This is a genomic window from Sphingobacterium sp. UBA7249, from assembly GCF_002472835.1.
GTDB classification, from domain to species: domain Bacteria; phylum Bacteroidota; class Bacteroidia; order Sphingobacteriales; family Sphingobacteriaceae; genus Sphingobacterium; species Sphingobacterium prati.
Genome location: NZ_DKST01000015.1, coordinates 533,250 through 550,326, shown reverse-complemented (window position 1 = coordinate 550,326; position 17,077 = coordinate 533,250). Strand labels below are relative to the sequence as shown.

General features: G+C 41.1%; 12 protein-coding genes. 2 read left to right on the top strand and 10 right to left on the bottom strand.

Annotated features, from left to right (window positions below; translation table 11 throughout):
* The first annotated feature begins 122 nt into the window (after nucleotides 1-122).
* Nucleotides 123-905, top strand: coding sequence for an AraC family transcriptional regulator (locus B4A24_RS13065; protein WP_293945518.1), 783 nt, complete (start codon nucleotides 123-125; stop codon nucleotides 903-905).
* Between the two features lie 16 nt (nucleotides 906-921).
* Here B4A24_RS13065 and B4A24_RS13060 read toward each other — a convergent pair whose 3' ends face one another.
* The 8 genes from B4A24_RS13060 to B4A24_RS13025 form a co-directional block, all read right to left on the bottom strand.
* A complete protein-coding gene (locus B4A24_RS13060; protein ID WP_293945516.1) occupies nucleotides 922-1,872 on the bottom strand; it encodes a hypothetical protein in 951 nt (316 codons plus the stop codon).
* Between the two features lie 81 nt (nucleotides 1,873-1,953).
* Entirely contained in the window at nucleotides 1,954-5,091 is a 3,138-nt protein-coding gene (locus B4A24_RS13055; RefSeq protein ID WP_293945514.1) for an error-prone DNA polymerase, read from the bottom strand.
* Between the two features lie 2 nt (nucleotides 5,092-5,093).
* Entirely contained in the window at nucleotides 5,094-6,596 is a 1,503-nt protein-coding gene (locus B4A24_RS13050; protein WP_293945512.1) for a Y-family DNA polymerase, read from the bottom strand.
* Nucleotides 6,593-7,339, bottom strand: a complete 747-nt coding sequence (locus B4A24_RS13045; protein WP_293945510.1) for an ImuA family protein — start codon at nucleotides 7,337-7,339, stop codon at nucleotides 6,593-6,595. The genes B4A24_RS13050 and B4A24_RS13045 overlap by 4 nt, the downstream gene beginning before the upstream one ends.
* A 138-nt stretch (nucleotides 7,340-7,477) precedes the next feature.
* Nucleotides 7,478-8,212: a LytR/AlgR family response regulator transcription factor gene (locus tag B4A24_RS13040; protein ID WP_293945509.1), complete on the bottom strand. Its 735-nt coding sequence runs from the start codon at nucleotides 8,210-8,212 to the stop codon at nucleotides 7,478-7,480.
* 12 nt (nucleotides 8,213-8,224) lie between these two features.
* The gene (locus tag B4A24_RS13035) at nucleotides 8,225-10,153 is read right to left on the bottom strand and encodes a histidine kinase (protein ID WP_293945507.1); all 1,929 of its coding nucleotides are present in this window, start codon (nucleotides 10,151-10,153) and stop codon (nucleotides 8,225-8,227) included.
* 196 nt (nucleotides 10,154-10,349) lie between these two features.
* Nucleotides 10,350-11,660: an HlyD family secretion protein gene (locus tag B4A24_RS13030; RefSeq protein ID WP_293945505.1), complete on the bottom strand. Its 1,311-nt coding sequence runs from the start codon at nucleotides 11,658-11,660 to the stop codon at nucleotides 10,350-10,352.
* Nucleotides 11,650-13,851 carry a peptidase domain-containing ABC transporter gene (locus B4A24_RS13025; protein WP_293945504.1) on the bottom strand — a complete coding sequence of 734 codons (2,202 nt, stop codon included), beginning with the start codon at nucleotides 13,849-13,851 and terminating at the stop codon, nucleotides 11,650-11,652. Before B4A24_RS13025 ends, B4A24_RS13030 begins: the two co-directional genes overlap by 11 nt.
* Before the next feature lie 202 nt (nucleotides 13,852-14,053).
* Between B4A24_RS13025 and lgt the strand changes: the two genes are divergently transcribed.
* Complete coding sequence (lgt, locus tag B4A24_RS13020; RefSeq protein WP_293945503.1) at nucleotides 14,054-14,875, top strand: prolipoprotein diacylglyceryl transferase; 822 nt, start codon at nucleotides 14,054-14,056, stop codon at nucleotides 14,873-14,875.
* A gap of 27 nt (nucleotides 14,876-14,902) precedes the next feature.
* Here the strand turns inward: lgt and B4A24_RS13015 are convergent, their stop codons facing one another.
* Together B4A24_RS13015 and B4A24_RS13010 are read right to left on the bottom strand one after the other, a co-directional pair.
* Nucleotides 14,903-15,568, bottom strand: coding sequence for a response regulator transcription factor (locus tag B4A24_RS13015; protein WP_293945501.1), 666 nt, complete (start codon nucleotides 15,566-15,568; stop codon nucleotides 14,903-14,905).
* 427 nt (nucleotides 15,569-15,995) lie between these two features.
* A complete protein-coding gene (locus B4A24_RS13010) occupies nucleotides 15,996-17,072 on the bottom strand; it encodes a phytase (RefSeq protein WP_293945500.1) in 1,077 nt (358 codons plus the stop codon).
* Nucleotides 17,073-17,077 lie beyond the last annotated feature (5 nt).

Sequence of the window (17,077 nt, the reverse complement as noted above, 5' to 3'; positions counted from 1 at the left end):
AATTCTACCTTTAGGCTGATTTCAGGCTCATGATCATTTCATTTAGACTTGTTTCTACGACCCAAATCTAATGGAAGGATAAGATTTTCTATATTTGAAAATAAAACAAATAGTATTGAATAATGCCAAAATCAGCAATATCAGTTTTTCCCTGTGCCACGACCTTCCTAGACGGAACAATTGAGTTGCGTGAGTATGGTCAATTTAATACTGAAATGCATTTCCACGAACAAGTACAGCTCCTAAGCCCAACAAATGGAACGCTGTTTGTTTATACAGAAGGAAATAGCGTATGTGTGCCAAATAATTTTTATGTGCTTATTCCAGCACAAGTCCCCCATAAACTAGTTTCCCGATCTCCCCGTATGGTATTAAAAACTATTTTTCTGGATATGGGGCATTTTAATGATAGATTGACGATATATCCCCCACAGGAATTATTGGATCATTTTTTACGTTTCGGTGAACAGCATTGGAACCTAAATATAAATGATTCAATGACACGAACAAGCATCGAGGCATTTAAATCTATGCTTCCATTATTATTGGCCAAACCTTTTCAATTACAAATTAGTGCAGCGCAAAGTGATATAATGATGGCTATCTGTACATTTATCCTGGAGAATCTCACAAATAAATTATCCATTACTCAACTTGCCCAAAAGTTTAACATTTCGGAACGATCGCTGTTTAGACAGTTTAAAGAAGAACTGCAAATGACCATATTTCAATTTATAAAACAACATCGGTTACTGAAAGCACTCCATCTCTTGGAAAACAAAGACCTACAGATCGCCCAAATTGTCTACGAGGTTGGCTATGACAGTGTCTCCAATTTCTCAAACTTATTTAAAGAGTATTTTGGGATCTCGCCACAACAGTACCGCAACAAGCTCCTGATATAAATTGTGCTAAACAAACTTAATCTTTTCGTTCGTACTTTTTGAACAACGCATAGTCATAAGGTATGTGCATACTTAAGGCCTTCGCTCCCCATATATCTCCACCTTCAGGAAGATAAAAATCATAGGCATTGTCCAGGAAATTTGCTCCATCAGGAGCCTCTTGCCAATCTTTCTTTTCCCGGTTATAAAGTAATATCATGCAGCTGACACAGCGTTGGTTTCCCTCCCTAAGGGGGTTTTCATAACATTGGCCAATTTTGATATTCAACTTTTGCCGCATGATCACATCTGTCAATTGTCTATTTGTAAGGTAAATTAAAGCCAATTGCGCCTCTTCATCTGTAGGAGATTTCTTTGCGGGTATTAATTTATCAAATTGAGCGTTTTTAATCTTCGCCATTTCTGCGGCTTTGAATTCTGGAGAAAGTAGATTGGTGTCTACAGGCCGGAAGTCCTCTGCATCAGCTACCCTGGTGACACCGGGTTCCAAAGAGACTTTTCGGTCTGCGGTATCAGCGTCCAAAGCCGCTGCTCCCCCATCATTTTTATCAAACACTTGAGCAAGATCCGACAGATGATGTCCGATATGATTAAAGCCAATAACATAACGTAGAAAGACAAAACCTAAAGCAAGTAGAGATAAGCCTATTAGTAAACCCTTTTTACTTCTCCCACGTTTGCTTCTGTCTTTTTCTACTTCCAAAAAAGAAGACGGTTCAGGCTCTCCCCTGTCTGAAACTTCGCTATTGGACACTTCGTCGTAATCAACTAAAAACAGGTCTTTGCCATCGAAAAGATCTATATCGCCTTCGTCAAACAGTTGAACAATATCACGGGCCGTTTTAAATTTTACGTTTGCACGGTTGGCGATCAGGTCAATGGCACCGTCGCGATTATCCTGTTTGATCAAATCGATGATGATTTCTTTTTCGATTTCAATTTTATTAACGAGAATGTTGTTGTTCATCTAATTTTATGTTCTTTTCAGTTGATTCCAGTTATTGTACCTGCTGTACGGTTTCCAAAAATGAGATTAATAAATGAAAGGTCAATGAAAATTTCGTCCTTTATAAAATACATGCGTTACCTGCTCATCCTCTTCTGCCAGATTTTTTAATAAACCTGACATATCAAAGCAACGTTCGGCAATGATATGGATTACTTCTCCTTCGACCTGTACTTTTCCCGCAACCATAAACAATTTCGCCCGAAGGATCTCTTTTCGGTATTTCTCAAATACCTTACTCCAGATGACCACATTTGCAAAACCAGTATCATCCTCAATGGTAACAAATAACACGCCTTTGGAAGTCCCCGGACGCTGTCGCACCGTAACCAATCCACATACTTTAACAGGCATATTATTTTTTACCAAGCCTAATTTTTCGGTTGGGACAACGTGGAGAAGGTCCAATTTGTCACGCAGGAAACTCACTGGATGTGCTTTGATAGACAGCCCTGTCCTTGCATAATCCGCCACCACATGTTGGCTGGGACCTAACAAAGGCAGCTCAATTTGCCCTTCAGCATTTGATGATGCTTTCCCCTCAAATATTCCAATGGGGCGATCCCCTAAAGCTGTAATTTCCCATAGTGCCCGTCTACGGTCAATGCCCAGCGAACGAAAAGCATCCGCCTCGGCTAAACGCTCCAATCCCGGCAGGAATAATCCGGCTTCCATCACCGCTGTGACCGTCGAATACTCATTTATACGCCCTTTGATCAATAACAAAGCCTCTTCTTCCGAAAACCCTTTAATCTGGCGTAGTCCTAAACGTAATGCATGCTGTTTGCCCACCTCACCCTCCAGGGTATTATCCCAAAAGGAGTGGTTGATATCTATGGGTAGCACTTTCACACCATGCCGTTCGGCATCAATAACGATCTGGGCAGGCTGATAGAATCCCATGGGTTGGCTATTGAGCAGAGAAGCTGCAAAAATATCGGGATAATGGTATTTAATCCAAGAAGATACATACACCAGGAGCGCAAAAGAGGCCGCATGGCTTTCCGGAAAGCCATAGCTTCCGAATCCTTCCAACTGCCGAAAGACCCGCACGGCAAACTCTTCTGTATAACCTTTCTTCACCATACCGTCGATCATCTTCTGCCTGAAGACCGACACCTGCCCTTTTGCCTTAAAGGTCGCCATACTACGGCGCAGTTCGTCTGCTTCAGTGGGGGTGAATCCGGCCGCAACAATTGCAATCTCCATGGCCTGTTCCTGAAAAAGTGGGACACCCAAGGTTTTTTTCAGAATCGCCTTAATTTCTTCTTTAGGATAGTCCACGTCCTCTTCTTTGTTACGCCGGCGCAGGTAAGGATGCACCATATTCCCCTGTATCGGTCCCGGACGTACGATGGCCACCTCGATAACCAGATCATAAAACTTCTTTGGCTTTAGCCGCGGCAGCATGGACATCTGTGCCCGGCTCTCAATCTGAAATACCCCCAGCGTATCGGCATGACAGATCATATCATATACTTCCGGGTCATGTTGAGCACCAATTCCTGCCAAAGTCAGATCCAGTCCATAATGTCTTTGGGCAAGATCAAAAGCCTTCCGGATACAGGTCAGCATCCCTAATGCCAATACATCCACTTTCAGGAATCCCAGCGCTTCCAGATCATCTTTGTTCCACTCCAGGTTGGTCCGGTTATCCATGCGTGCATTCACCAATGGACAGAGTTCATGTAGATTACCCTGTGTAATGACAAAACCTCCAGTATGTTGCCCCAGTTGCCTTGGAAACCCGATATACTGGTGCGTCAGTTCGAGCACTTTGCGTAAGTGCGGATCGTCCGGATTAAAACCCTGTTCCATTAAACGTCCCAGGTCAATATCCTCATCCCAATGGCTGCTCACGACACCAGCCAAACGGCCGACGGTATCCATGGATAACCCCATTGCTTTCCCCACATCCCGTACAGCTCCCTTGGCACGGACCTGTGTTACTGTAGCCACAATAGCTGCACGGTTGCGGCCATATTTCTTGTAAATGTACTGGATCACCTCTTCCCGGCGTTCATGTTCAAAATCAACATCTATATCGGGTGGTTCATCCCGGGCATCGGACATAAACCGAGCAAAGAGCAGCCTGAATTCGATGGGGTTGACCGAAGTAATGCCAAGACAATAACAGATGGTAGAATTGGCGGCCGAACCACGACCTTGGCATAAAATGCCCCTTTCCTTGGCAAAACGTACGTAATCGTAAACGGTCAAAAAATAAGATGCATAGTTTTTCCGTCCAATAAAATCAAGTTCCATCTGGATGGTATCACGGATCGTATCGGGAATCTGGTCACCAAATCTATCTTTTGCTCCCTTCAATGTCAAATAAACTAATTCTTCCTGCGCAGTACGCCCATCGGACGACAGTTCATCCGGATAGACATATTTTAAATCATCCAGGGAGAAGTTGCATGCTGCCGCTATTTCCATTGTTTTTGCGATGGCCACTGGATATGGCCTAAACAGACGTTCCATCTCCGCTATAGGTTTCAGATAACGTTCGGCGTTTGGATACAATTTAAATCCAGCCGTCTGGATCGTACATTTCTCCCGAATACAGGTTAAAACATCCTGTAACTCACGCCGTTCAGGTATATGATAATATACATCACCCAAAGCAACAAGAGGAACGCTTAGGCTTTCTCCTAATTGTTGTAGGCGAAACAAAAGCTTTGCATCGTCACCACGATAGAGCCGTTTGACTCCTAAATACAGTGCTGTATCCAAGCGCTGTTTATATTCCGCTACAAATGCAGTAAACTCCGCTTCAAGCTCAAATTTAACCGTTAATCTATTGGGGGGACAAATGATAAATTTGATTCCTTCCTTATACTGATAAACATCGGATCTATAGAGCGTGCATTTTCCCTTCTCGGCACGCAGATTACCTACAGTCAACAGAGAAGACAGCCGTCCATAAGATTCTTTATCAGTTGGATAAGCCAATAAACTTGGTCCATCCTGAAGGTCCAAACGACAAGCTGGAATAAGGGTAATACCCTGTTTTTTGGCGGCAGTATGCGCGCGAACAATACCGGCAAAACTATTCCGGTCTGTCACTGCAATTTTCCGATACCCCAATGCTGCCGCACGTTCCATCAATTCCTCCGGGTGGGATGCTCCTTCCAGAAAGCTAAAATTGCTCGTCACCTGTAATTCACAATATCCCATTATTACGCAAAAAAACCATGTAAAAACCATTGATTCGGCGACCTATCATCGTAATGCCCCGAACGGTAGAGCCAAAATCGTCGGCCCTTCTCATCCTCTACGGCATAATAATCCCGATGCTCGCCTGTATCGATCCACCACTCACGCTCAATTCGCTCCGGGCCATCCGCCTTCTTTACCGTATATACTTGCCCTTTGTACCGAAATAACAATGGCGGATAATCCGGAATAGGTGCGGTGACTATAATAGGTTCGGGGATACTAAGTAAGCGGGTGGGACGAGGTCTGTCCACCTGCCAATCAACAGCGGATGCTTCCTGCACTGAACTGGCTATTTTCATGGACCGTTCAGGCCAATAATGTGCGGCAGGCAAATAGCGTGAAATTTCGCAGCCAGGATCCCTACTTTTCAAACGGTCCAATAATTCGGTCACCATGGGATTATCCAGTCCAATACGATTGCCCCATAAATTCTCCTGAGCAGGGTCTGCCGCTTCAACTTTCGGAATCTCCAAAACAAACAATTCTATACCCAATGCGGGTTCTATCTGTGCGATTTTCAGGGCAAATAACTGAAATAGGTGATGCTCATGTGCTGTCGCGCGATTGGTCCCGATACTGATCTGCTCTATTTTTCCATCCACACGATGGCATTGTAATATCGCTTCCCGTACGCCTTTACCTTCCCCTGCCAGGCGTTTGCAGATATTATTTAAAAGCTGTTGCAGGGCAAGTTCAATTCCATTGGCTGTCCGAATGGGCTCCAGACAGGGCAAACGTTCTTCGTAAGGAACAATAGGTTTTATGGGCGCAATAAATTCATCCTCAAGCCCAGTAGCCTGATCCAGACGGCGTAATAAATCTGTACCAAAACGTCTGCGTAGCGCAGTTCGCGGCATGGTCGCAAAGCTTCCGATTGTTTTTAATCCAAGACTTTGTAGCCGTTGCAGCACAGCTACTTCCAGCCGAAGTGCCTCTGCGGGTAAAGCCCATAAAGCATCAAACTGCATTTGTGGCTCAACAATAGGATTTTCCTTTCCAAAATGGGCAATTGCCCAAGCCGCACCGATCGTGTCCGCAATACTCATGCGTACGTCATAACCATGATGTTTAAACCGCGAGACGATATGCTGTAAATAAAATGCTTCTCCACCCCAAAGATGGGCACAGCCACTGATATCCAAAATAATTCCTTCGGGCAGATCTATCGCGACAAACGGTGTATACCGGATACACCAATGTGCAATATTATGAAGCAACTTTTCGGTTAATCCGGGACGTTCATTGATCACTTTTAAGGAGGGTAAAAATGCTTTTGCATCAGCAATGGCTAAACCAGGGTATACACCTTCCTGTTCAGCCCAAACATTACTGGCATTTACGACCAGCTTTCCATGGGTAGAAATTGCCAGCACAAAGGGAACTTCCTTAAGCAGCGGGTGCCCCACGGCCATCCAATCTGTTTTTAGATGGCGGAACCATAAGGATGCAAATCTTTTTTTCATGCCATTCCCTGATTAGCATAAGATTTACTCCATTCTTCGGCAATCGATCTTACTTTAGCAACAGGTTCAAAGTCACCCGCAGCCCATGTCATCTGCCATCGGCCCGGATTCCCATTCCGTACTTTAAGGAGCTCGACATCCCAGCTTGGATAGCCAATTCCCGGCAACCCATCTTCCAATTGACTGGGCATTGAGCTAATTTTCCATCGTGCAGCACAAGCTGTTGCCCCCAATAATTTCGGATTGTGCTGCAGGATAAATCCTGTCACCCCACTCTTTTCAACAGCCAACTGCAAACGCCGAGACTGTACGAAGTCCAACTGGTGCGTCTCTGCCAATACAGCTGCCACTCCGCCACATTTCAAAGCCTCTTCCATTGCCCATAATACATCCTTTTCTCGTACCATACGGACAAATATGATATTTTCAGGCTCAACACCAAAGGGTTTAATGGCTGCGGGAAACAGGGTGTGAAAACAACTTATCCAAATGCAGATGCCACCATTTCGCATCAGCTTGCCCAATAAGCCAGCTATAAAACCGCAAGAAACGGCTCCTCCTATCCGATCAAAACTAACAAATTCATGAATCGCCCCCTTAGGGAAAATCCCATTTGGGAAAGCCTCTTCCAATGGCCCAAGCCCCATTGGAAGCGTATCAGCTGATTTTGGCCCTACTCCCTGCCATAGCAACAGGTCTTTTTTCAATTGGCCAATTAAACTTTGTTTTTCTGTTATTAGCATAGCCTCCTCCGTCTTAAGTTTAAGCAAATTTAATACTAATAATTTTAGTATTAAAGCGAAGTTACTGTAATTTTTAGTTTTTAATCACTATGAGAAAAATAAAGTTTACTTTCTATTTTAAAAACAATGTCTTTTTTATTAGAAATCATTCAGAAATTGCTGGATAACATCCTTCTTTCTAGTCGCTACAGGAATCATTTTGCCATCTGCCATTTCCAACTGGCCATCTTTAAAATATTTTTTGATATAGTTTACGTTGATCAAATAAGATTGATGACAGCGAATAAAGTCTGTTTCAGGCAACATGGTTTCAAAATGTTTCAGCACTTTAGATACCATCATAGGTTTGTTGTCCTTAATATAAAATGTAGTATACCCTTTGTCGCCATGGCAATATAAAATGTCCTCGATATTCACAATCTGGGTATATTCAAAGGTACGCAAGGCGATTCTTTTGGGCTTATTCGGCGCCTTCAAATAACTATCGGCCATATTCAACTGCATGCTATTGAATTTATATTCCGTATTCTTCCTATAACATTTTTCAATCGCTTCTATAAATTGCTCGGGTACTAAAGGTTTCAATAAATAAGCAATAGCACCGATATTAAGCGCTTCAATGGCATATTGATTGAACGCTGTAATAAAAATCGTGTTGATATCCAATTTTAGCTCGGATAGAAAGGATAAGCTTGAGCCATCTTTTAATTGAATATCTGCTAAAATCAAATCGGGATTAGACGTCAGCAATTCCCGCTCAGCCTGTGCAATGGAAGGACTATAGCCAACGATTTGAACATAAGGAATGCTATCCAAAAGTGACTTTATATACAAGTATATATTATACTCATCTTCAAGAATATAAACTTTCATAATATGAATTATTTAATTAAAATATAAAACAAGTGGAATATAAATTTCGACTTTATAACCATGTTGATCCTCGGTATAATTTGGTGTTATTTCAACCCTAGCTTTTGGTTCAACGTCAGCAAACAACAGCTCCAGACGTTCTTTTGTAATGAGTTGCGATAAAGACGTTTTATGAGCAGCTTGTTCTTTATTTATCTGCATCCCCCAGCCATTATCACAGATGCTGACATGCAATTGATTTTCACCTGCGCGAAAAGAGATCTCCAATTGCCCCATATAGGGTAAGTTTTTAAACGCATGTTCAATGGCATTTTCCACAAATGGTTGAATGATCATGGGTGGAATCATAACATCATCCAAGTCCAGGTCACCTGTATCGATCCCATAATTAAACACATCTTGATAACGCATCTGCTGTAAAAGTATGTAATTGTTCAACGATTTAATTTCTTGATCCAACGAAATATATTCTTCCCTGTTTAATTCAAGGATATCGCGGATCTGACGTGATAGTAAAAGCAGATACTGATTGGCCTTTGCTTTTTGCTCGCTGATGATCAATCCCTGTAGATTGGCAATGGCATTGTATATAAAATGCGGATTAAGCTGGTTCTGTCTGGTTTTTTGCTCTAAAATAAGCTGTCTATTTTCAGCAAGAATACGTTGGTTGATATTTTGCAGTAATTTCTGTTTGTTTCTGAAATAGATAAAAAATGCAATGCTGAATATCAGAGCCAATAGAATAACAAATATCCAGCGTTGCTGTAACAAGATCTTATGGTTAAAGGCATTGGTTGTTCGCAGCAACGTAATCGCCTGATCTTTTTTTTCCGTTTGGTATTTTGTATTGATCTCATTGATTTTCTCGGCTTCGATCCGTTGTGTACTCTGTTTATACTCCTGAAATGTTGAATCCAATGCAAAATACGCCCGTTCATAATCTCCTTTTAATGCATAAGCTATTTGTAGATTTTTATAATAAAACAATTTATTATGCTTCACCTTATGTTTTTTGATAAATTCAAGCCCCGCATTAAAATAAAATATGGCTGAATCCACCTGATTATTGTTCAGAAAATTCTTACCTAAATTTGCATACACATACGAATTGAGTGTATTTGAGGCTTGTAAATAATTGAAATACTTTCTGGATGCTTCTACTGCTTTTGGGTTGTTATTGATACTAAAATAATATTGCGACTGTAAGTCGTACATGCGCATAATGATGGCCGGGTCTTTTGTCGCATTTGCATAATATTTACAACTGTCCAACGTTCCTTTTAGTTTCTCAAAATCATGCAATGCTGTATATTGCATAAATTTCATTTCCTGGTAAGCCTGAGCGACGTGTGGGTTAGTCTTATTGGGATGGTGATGATACCAAGATTCAACGTCTTTTAATGCCTGTCGGTATTTACCTTGTCGATATTCCGCATTGGCCAATAGATTATAGAACAAAAAAGTAAACACACTTTCATGTGCCACAGCATACTCCTTTGCATCAATAATCTGTGCCACCATTGTTCCGCTCGTCACATCATGAAAGCTGAAATTGGCACGGATCCTCAAGTAGTCTTTTAAAACAACTAAGTCTGGTGATAATTTTTGTCCTACCAGATTTTTTAAGGCAATCTCGATTGAATCAATATTATCATCCAACAGATATTCGTAGGCCAGCAGAATTGAACTGTAAGGAGAATGTTTAAAATACTTATCTTTAAGTAATTCATTTCTTTTGTTTTTTACGACAGCAGCGCTTTTGAAATCCTGTGTCGAAAGATACGTCAATAGGACATTTTCATAACGCAGTTCAAGTGAATCGTAGGTTGTTACTGTAGGCTTATCTGAATCCTGGATTTTATTTTGATGACAAGAAAAGAGCTGGACGAGCAGTAAAATTGCCATAAGACAGTAAAATGCTCCAGTTCTATAGTTCTTCATCAACATCTTTATTAATTTTACTTTTGTTCTTTCCAAAAGGCACGCATAGACCCTTCGACTGGTTTTAGATCATAGACAGCATATTCATGAAAACTGCGCTTTAATGTTTAAAATACCGTGCGCATGATAGCTTCGTCAACAAGTAATCGAATATCGGAATATTCCAACAAAACACTATACCTAAATTCAAAAATATTTAACTTTCCTGATATTTAAGTATGGCTCTTAGCTGGTTAAAGATACGTTGGGCAATTGTCAATTCTTCCGTCACAATAGAGGCATTGCCACTTAGCTCTTTATCAAATGGAATATTTTTATTGTAAGAACTTTTTAATCCATGGGGTAGCCTAGCCTCTACATAATATTTATTGTCTTTATCCGGTGTAAGGGAAATTGATTTGACAAGTCCCTTGATAATACCGTATTCCTGATATTTGAAATTATCCAATTTGATCAGCACTTTTTGTCCGGGTTTTAATTTCCCCTGATTCTGTGGGCCGATCAGCATTTGACCGATGATCACCCGTCTGCTGTCCGGCAAAATACTGAACAGATTTGTACCGTTCTTGACAAACTGTTTCTCGCTCAGAAATTTCAGAAAACTCAAGGTGCCATCTGTAGAAGAATACAATAAATACGTCCGTTTCCATTGCCGGATAGACTTTCGTAATTTTTCAAAAAGTTGAACAGCAGCTGTTGAAAATGTTGCCTTATCTTTGACTGTATTGATATTGACCCCGGCCTTAGTTTTTCGGAAGTTAACAATGGATTCATCCAGCTGTGCTATGGTGATTTGCGTGTTTTTCAGACTTCGCTGAGCCTCTAGCAGTTTAAGCTTTTCATTTTCCAATTCCTGTGGCGAAATTACCCCGCGTTGCTGCAGCAGCTCACATCTACTATAGTTCTTTTCGGTCAATTGAACCTTTGCTTTTTCAAGTTCAAATTGCTGTTTAAGATTCACGATACGGGATTCATAATCCCTGATATTCTTATCAGCCATCAATCCTTCGGCAGCGTAAGGTTGTAGAGCGTTAAAAAGCGATTCATCCTGTACAGCTTTTGCAAAGGCATTGAAATCTTCCTGTATTTCTCCTAGTCGGAATTGCGCCGTTTCTTTCAACGGAAAACCATTCAATAGCCCAGAAGTAGAAAATGAATCCGCCAAACGTTCAAGTGCAAGCACATCCTTATAATTGGCCGTTGATTCCAAGATCAAAACAAGATCTCCTTTTCGTACTTGCTGATGATCCTGAAATAGGATTTTTTCGATCCGGGCATCCATGGTCACTTCCATTCTTTCTGGTGGGTTCTCGGATGAAATAATTATGGGTGATTCAATAAAGTCAGGATATTTAATGATACTGGCCAGCAAAAAAAAGAAGGCAATAATAAGTAAAATCAGTAAGCTCCCCCAACGGATCAACCAATGCGGTGGATTTTCCAGGATCTCATTGACCTGTTCGGAACGCAACCGAATATCGTCAAGTATGTATTTCTTAGTTTCCAAGTTCCAATTGATTTTTAACAAGTCTATAATATTCGCCTTTTAAGGCAACTAATTCTTCATGATTCCCTTGCTCGACCACCTTTCCTTTATCCAACACAACAATGTTATCAGCATGTTTGACCGTAGACAGGCGGTGAGCAATAACGACCGCGGTACGCCCCTTTAAAAACTGATCCAGATGGTCAGTGATAATCCGTTCGGTATTGGCATCTAATGCACTTGTTGCTTCATCAAAAAAAAGGTATTGCGGGGCTTTATAAATTGCGCGTGCTATAAGCATACGCTGACGCTGTCCACCACTCATGCCCAATCCTTCATAGCCAATCTTTGTATTGTAACTGGTGGGCAAAGCCTCAATAAAGTCTTTGATATTTGCGATTTGAACCGCATCGCGCAGACGCTCTTTATTAATTTCATCTGATCCTAAAGCGATATTGGCTGCAATACTATCATTAAAAATATAACCGTCTTGCATAACTACACCACAATTGTCCCGCCAGATGCGAGGTGATATATGTTGCATATCCACTTTACCAATTTTAATACTGCCAAAATCGGGTGAATAGGATTTTAGCAACAATTTCATCAAGGTGCTTTTCCCACTGCCACTGGCACCTACTATGGCGGTAGTCTTTTTATAAGGAATAATCAGGTTTAGTTGTTCAAAAATAGCTTTGTCTGTTCCCTTGTAGCTAAATGTGAGATTTTCAATAGAAATATTTTCCTCGGGAATATCTTTTTGATAATGGCCATCTACATTTTCTTCATCATCTTTATCATGGATTTCATTGAGCCGTTCCAGGGCGATCTTGGCGTCTTGAAACTGACGCATAAAATTCATCAGCTGAATCAAGGGGCTGTTTAATTGCCCAATAATATACTGTACTGAGAGCATCATACCCAAGGTCAACTGGCCATCCACTACTAATTTTGCGGCGGCGAAACTAATTAAGATATCCTTTAACTGGTTGATCACATTCCCACCAATGGTCTGTATCTGTTCCAATTTTAGTGCTTTGACCTTAAGGCGGAACACTTTGATTTGCACACCTTCCCATTGCCAGCGTTTGTTGGTTTCAGCATTGTTCATTTTGATCTCTTGCATGCCGTTGATCAATTCCAGAACTTGCCCCTGCTCCTCCGCCAGCTGTGAAAACTGCTTATAGTCTATTTCCCTTCTTTTTTTCAGGAAGAAAGAAATCCAAAATAAGTATAGGGTCGCACCAATGGAAAATAGTAGGAATAGCTTATAATTATAGATTAATAAGACAACACCAAAAATTATAAAATTGATCAGAGAAAATAAGGTCTGTAATGAATTGTTTGTCAACAGCTGTTCGATACGATTATGATCCGAAATACGTTGCATGATATCAGCTGTGACGCGAGAGTCAAAGAAACTCATGGGCAAGCGCATTAACTTGATAAAAAAGTCAGATACAATTGATATATTGATCCTTGATGATAGATGAAGTAATATCCAGCCTCTGATCGCTTCAATACCCATTTGGCCTAAATAAAGCATAATCTGGGCAAATAAAACCAGGTAGATAAAGTTAATATCCTGATTTTGAATTCCAACATCCACGATACTTTGGGTAAGAAATGGAAAAACCAGCGCCAACAGGCTCCCCGCGATCAAACCGAAAGCCAATTGTACCATAAAGGCGCTATATTTACGGAGATAATGTTTTAAAAATTTTGAAATCGAATGTCCCTTTTCTTCCTTTTCTTCATGATCCATAAAGCGGGCTGTCGTCTCTAGTACCAATACAATACCTTCTTCAGTAGGTTCCTCGGCTTTCTCCCCGATCCAGTACTTTAAAAATTCCGATTTTGAATAAGTGATTAACCCGAAAGCAGGATCCGAAGCATAGAGCTTATAATCATTGTGCTTTTTCTCAATTTTATACAGCACCACATAATGCTGTTCCATCCAAAATACCACACAGGGCAACGGCACTTCATTCACGAGCGTTTCAAAATCTATTTTTACAGCAAGGGTCTTAAATCCAATTGTTTCAGCTGCCCGGCTCAACCCCAGCAAACTAGAACCTTCTCTTGTGGTACCGCAAAGATCCCGGAGCATCGGTAGTGGTAATATTTTACCATAATACTTGCTGATTATCCTTAAACAGGTAGGGCCACAATCTTTTGAATCCGGTTGTTTATAAAAAGGGAATTTCGTCATGCTGTCTTATTTACAAACAAACATACTGGATCGCAAAAAGATAAAATAGACGAATTAATAATCGCATCTATCCTATCAATATTCGTCTTGAACGATCTGTTTTCTGAATGAATAATGCTGCGACTGGATTTATTTTAACGATTTTCTGTAACAAATGGCTGCCACCATATACTAATTACAAAAACTCAAAACATTAGCCCTGATGACAAACAGTATCCTATTAACTTTCATCTCTTGGGATGTCAGCAGTGATATCTTCAGTATACCGATCATCAATCATCCCATCCGTTGGTATGGATTATTCTGGTTGCTGGGAATAGTTTTATGCTACAGAATACTATGGTCCAGGTTAAAAAAAGAGGGTCGTCCGGCCGAATTTCTGGATCAGCTGAGTATTTATATTGTAGTGGGCACAATTATTGGGGCACGCCTGGGTCATATTTTGTTTTATGACCCATCGTATTATCTCAGCAATCCCTTAAAGATCTTTGCGATATGGGAAGGAGGCTTGGCTAGTCATGGCGGGGGAATTGGTATCCTAGTTGCTATTTTTCTATTCGCAAGGAAGCAGAAGCTTCCTTTTCTCTGGGTAGCCGATCGAATTGCACTGGTTGTCCCCATCGCTGGCGCCTGTATCCGCCTGGGAAACCTGATGAACTCGGAAATGATAGGCACACCGACAGATCTCCCCTGGGCTTTTGTCTTCACTTCTATTGACCAAATACCCCGTCATCCCGCACAACTGTATGAAGCGATGTTTTGTGTGTTGCTGTTTCTGTTAATGAATCACCTCTGGACAAAACCGATTCTTAAAAATAACATCGGCAACTGTTTTGCAATGCTGTTAATCCTTTTATTTTCCTTCCGCTTTTTGGACGAATTCCTAAAAATCAATCAGGAAGATTTTGAAAACTCCCTGTTCATAAATATGGGCCAGCTGTTAAGTATCCCCTTTATTCTCCTGGGGTCGACCCTCCTTGTCATCAATAGCAAGAAAAAAAACAGATCACCTATTGCAAAATAAAAACTAGCTGTGCAGAAATTGACAGCATTATTTTAAAATACCGGACTGGAATGCAACTTTGACCAGCTCAGCTGTATTTTTCACCTTCATTTTTTCGATCAAACTTTGTCGGTGTCCTTCGATTGTACGCTTGCTCAAAAAGATCTTGTCCGCAATTTCTACATTCGTGAAGCCGTCAGCGATTAATTTCAATACCTCAAGCTCACGCTCACTGATATCAAAGTCTGGTAGCGAACGGTTTGATAAACCCAGATAATTTTCTCCCGATATGACTTGGTCAAGCAGCGCCATACTAATCTCTTCACTTACATATTTCCCCCCATTAGCGACATGATTAAGGCCAAAAAGAAGTTCGTTATAGTCTACATTTTTGAGCAGATATCCAGAAAGACCAAGTGCAAATCCCTCAACAACATAATGGATCTGGTTCAACATAGAAAGAATGACCACCTTAATGGAGGGATACCTCGACTTGATCAGGCGCAACAGCTCCATCCCGTCCATATGATCCATACTGATATCTGTTAAGATAATATCGGGCAACAATTGATTATCTAAAAGTTGCAGAGCTTCATTGCCATTCGAAGCCTCTCCGATGACATCAAAACCTTCCTGAGACTCCAATAACAATTTAATACCATTACGTACGACCATGTGATCCTCAACCAACAGTATCTTAACCTTACTCATCATTTACAATATTTAATAAAAATTTATCTTCTTATTTATCCGAATTGTTTGCCACTATGGAGTTCAGTTGCATTTTTACCTTGGAAAGATCAGGAAACAACTTGTACCTCCAATTCCCCTCTTGCCTTCTTTCCAAACGGGTACAAACCGAATAAAGATACAAAATTCTATCCATTTAAAGGATTTTACACGATATTCTAACGGAGCTCATGACAAAAGAGAAACTACATTCGGATTAAAATTCAACGAAAGCATAAATGAAAGCAATATTAAGCGCACAGCTGTTTCAACGCAACCTACTTTTGATCAGGTGCATTCGAGTGCTGTTCGTTAAGAAAATCACAGTCATGGTGTATTATTCATAAAAAAGTAACAGCGGTACATCAATTATACCACTGTTACTTCATACACCGTCAGTCTTCTTTGATGGTTATTTACTTTTCAGTTGTTGTCCAGCAATATCCTCCCAACGGTAATAATGGAAAGTTTTATCATCGCTCATGGCCACAAATAAGCCATGTGGAAAGGTATCATTCAGACGGGAAGACACGACCTCCGAACCATCACTTTGCGTGGCCATAACAGGCACTGTCTTCAAATGGCTATGTTCAAATGGGTTCGCCTTTGTTCCCTCACGGCTAAAAATCTGAAAGCGGTTGGCCCCTTGATCAGAGACCAATATATAGCCCGTGCTATCCGTCAGCTTATAAATGGAAATACCTTCATGATCTTCTTTAAAACCTTCGGTCGCAAAAAGGGCCAACTGCTGATTTCCCTTCCCCGGATCTGCATAATACTGCTTTACCCCTACCTGCTCGTCTGAATAATAGATATAGCCCAGTTCATTGTCCACAGCGATGGCTTCAATTTCTTTCTTCCCACTAAATGAACCAAACTTACGGACAAAGGTCGCTTTCACGGCGCCAGCACCATTATCTTCCAATAAATACTGACCTAAATACCCTTCTTTAGGACCATTTTTGCGGCCCACAATCGCATAGATTTCACCTTTCGGTGATGTGTAAAGTGCAATCCCCATCAGATCCCTGAATTCCGGTTCGGTCTCGTCTACAAACATATCCAATCCTCCCCCGTCGATTGGTTTCATGTCCGGCAACGAGAACACTCGTAACTTATGGGTCATACGTTCGGTCGTAACAGCGATATCAACAGGTTTGCCGCCCAAAAGCAATCCATAAGCGATATCCACATTATTGGGTCGTTTCAGATTAGAAACGACCTTATCCTTGACAATTTTACCCTGTAAATCGTACACAAATAAAGCACCATCCGCATCTTTGTCCGTAGCAATGACCAGACTCTTGCCGGGATCGGTCTTATTGATCCAGACCGCAGGATCATCGGAATCATAGCGTACTGCTTCTGTAACTATGGCCGGTTTGATCGTATCCGTTGCGGAAGTACCGGGCTGAGGGTTATTACAGGCGACCTGCACGAGTGTTGAGGCTGCCAAACAAAAAAATAGTGTTGTTTTTAAAGTTGTCATGTTAT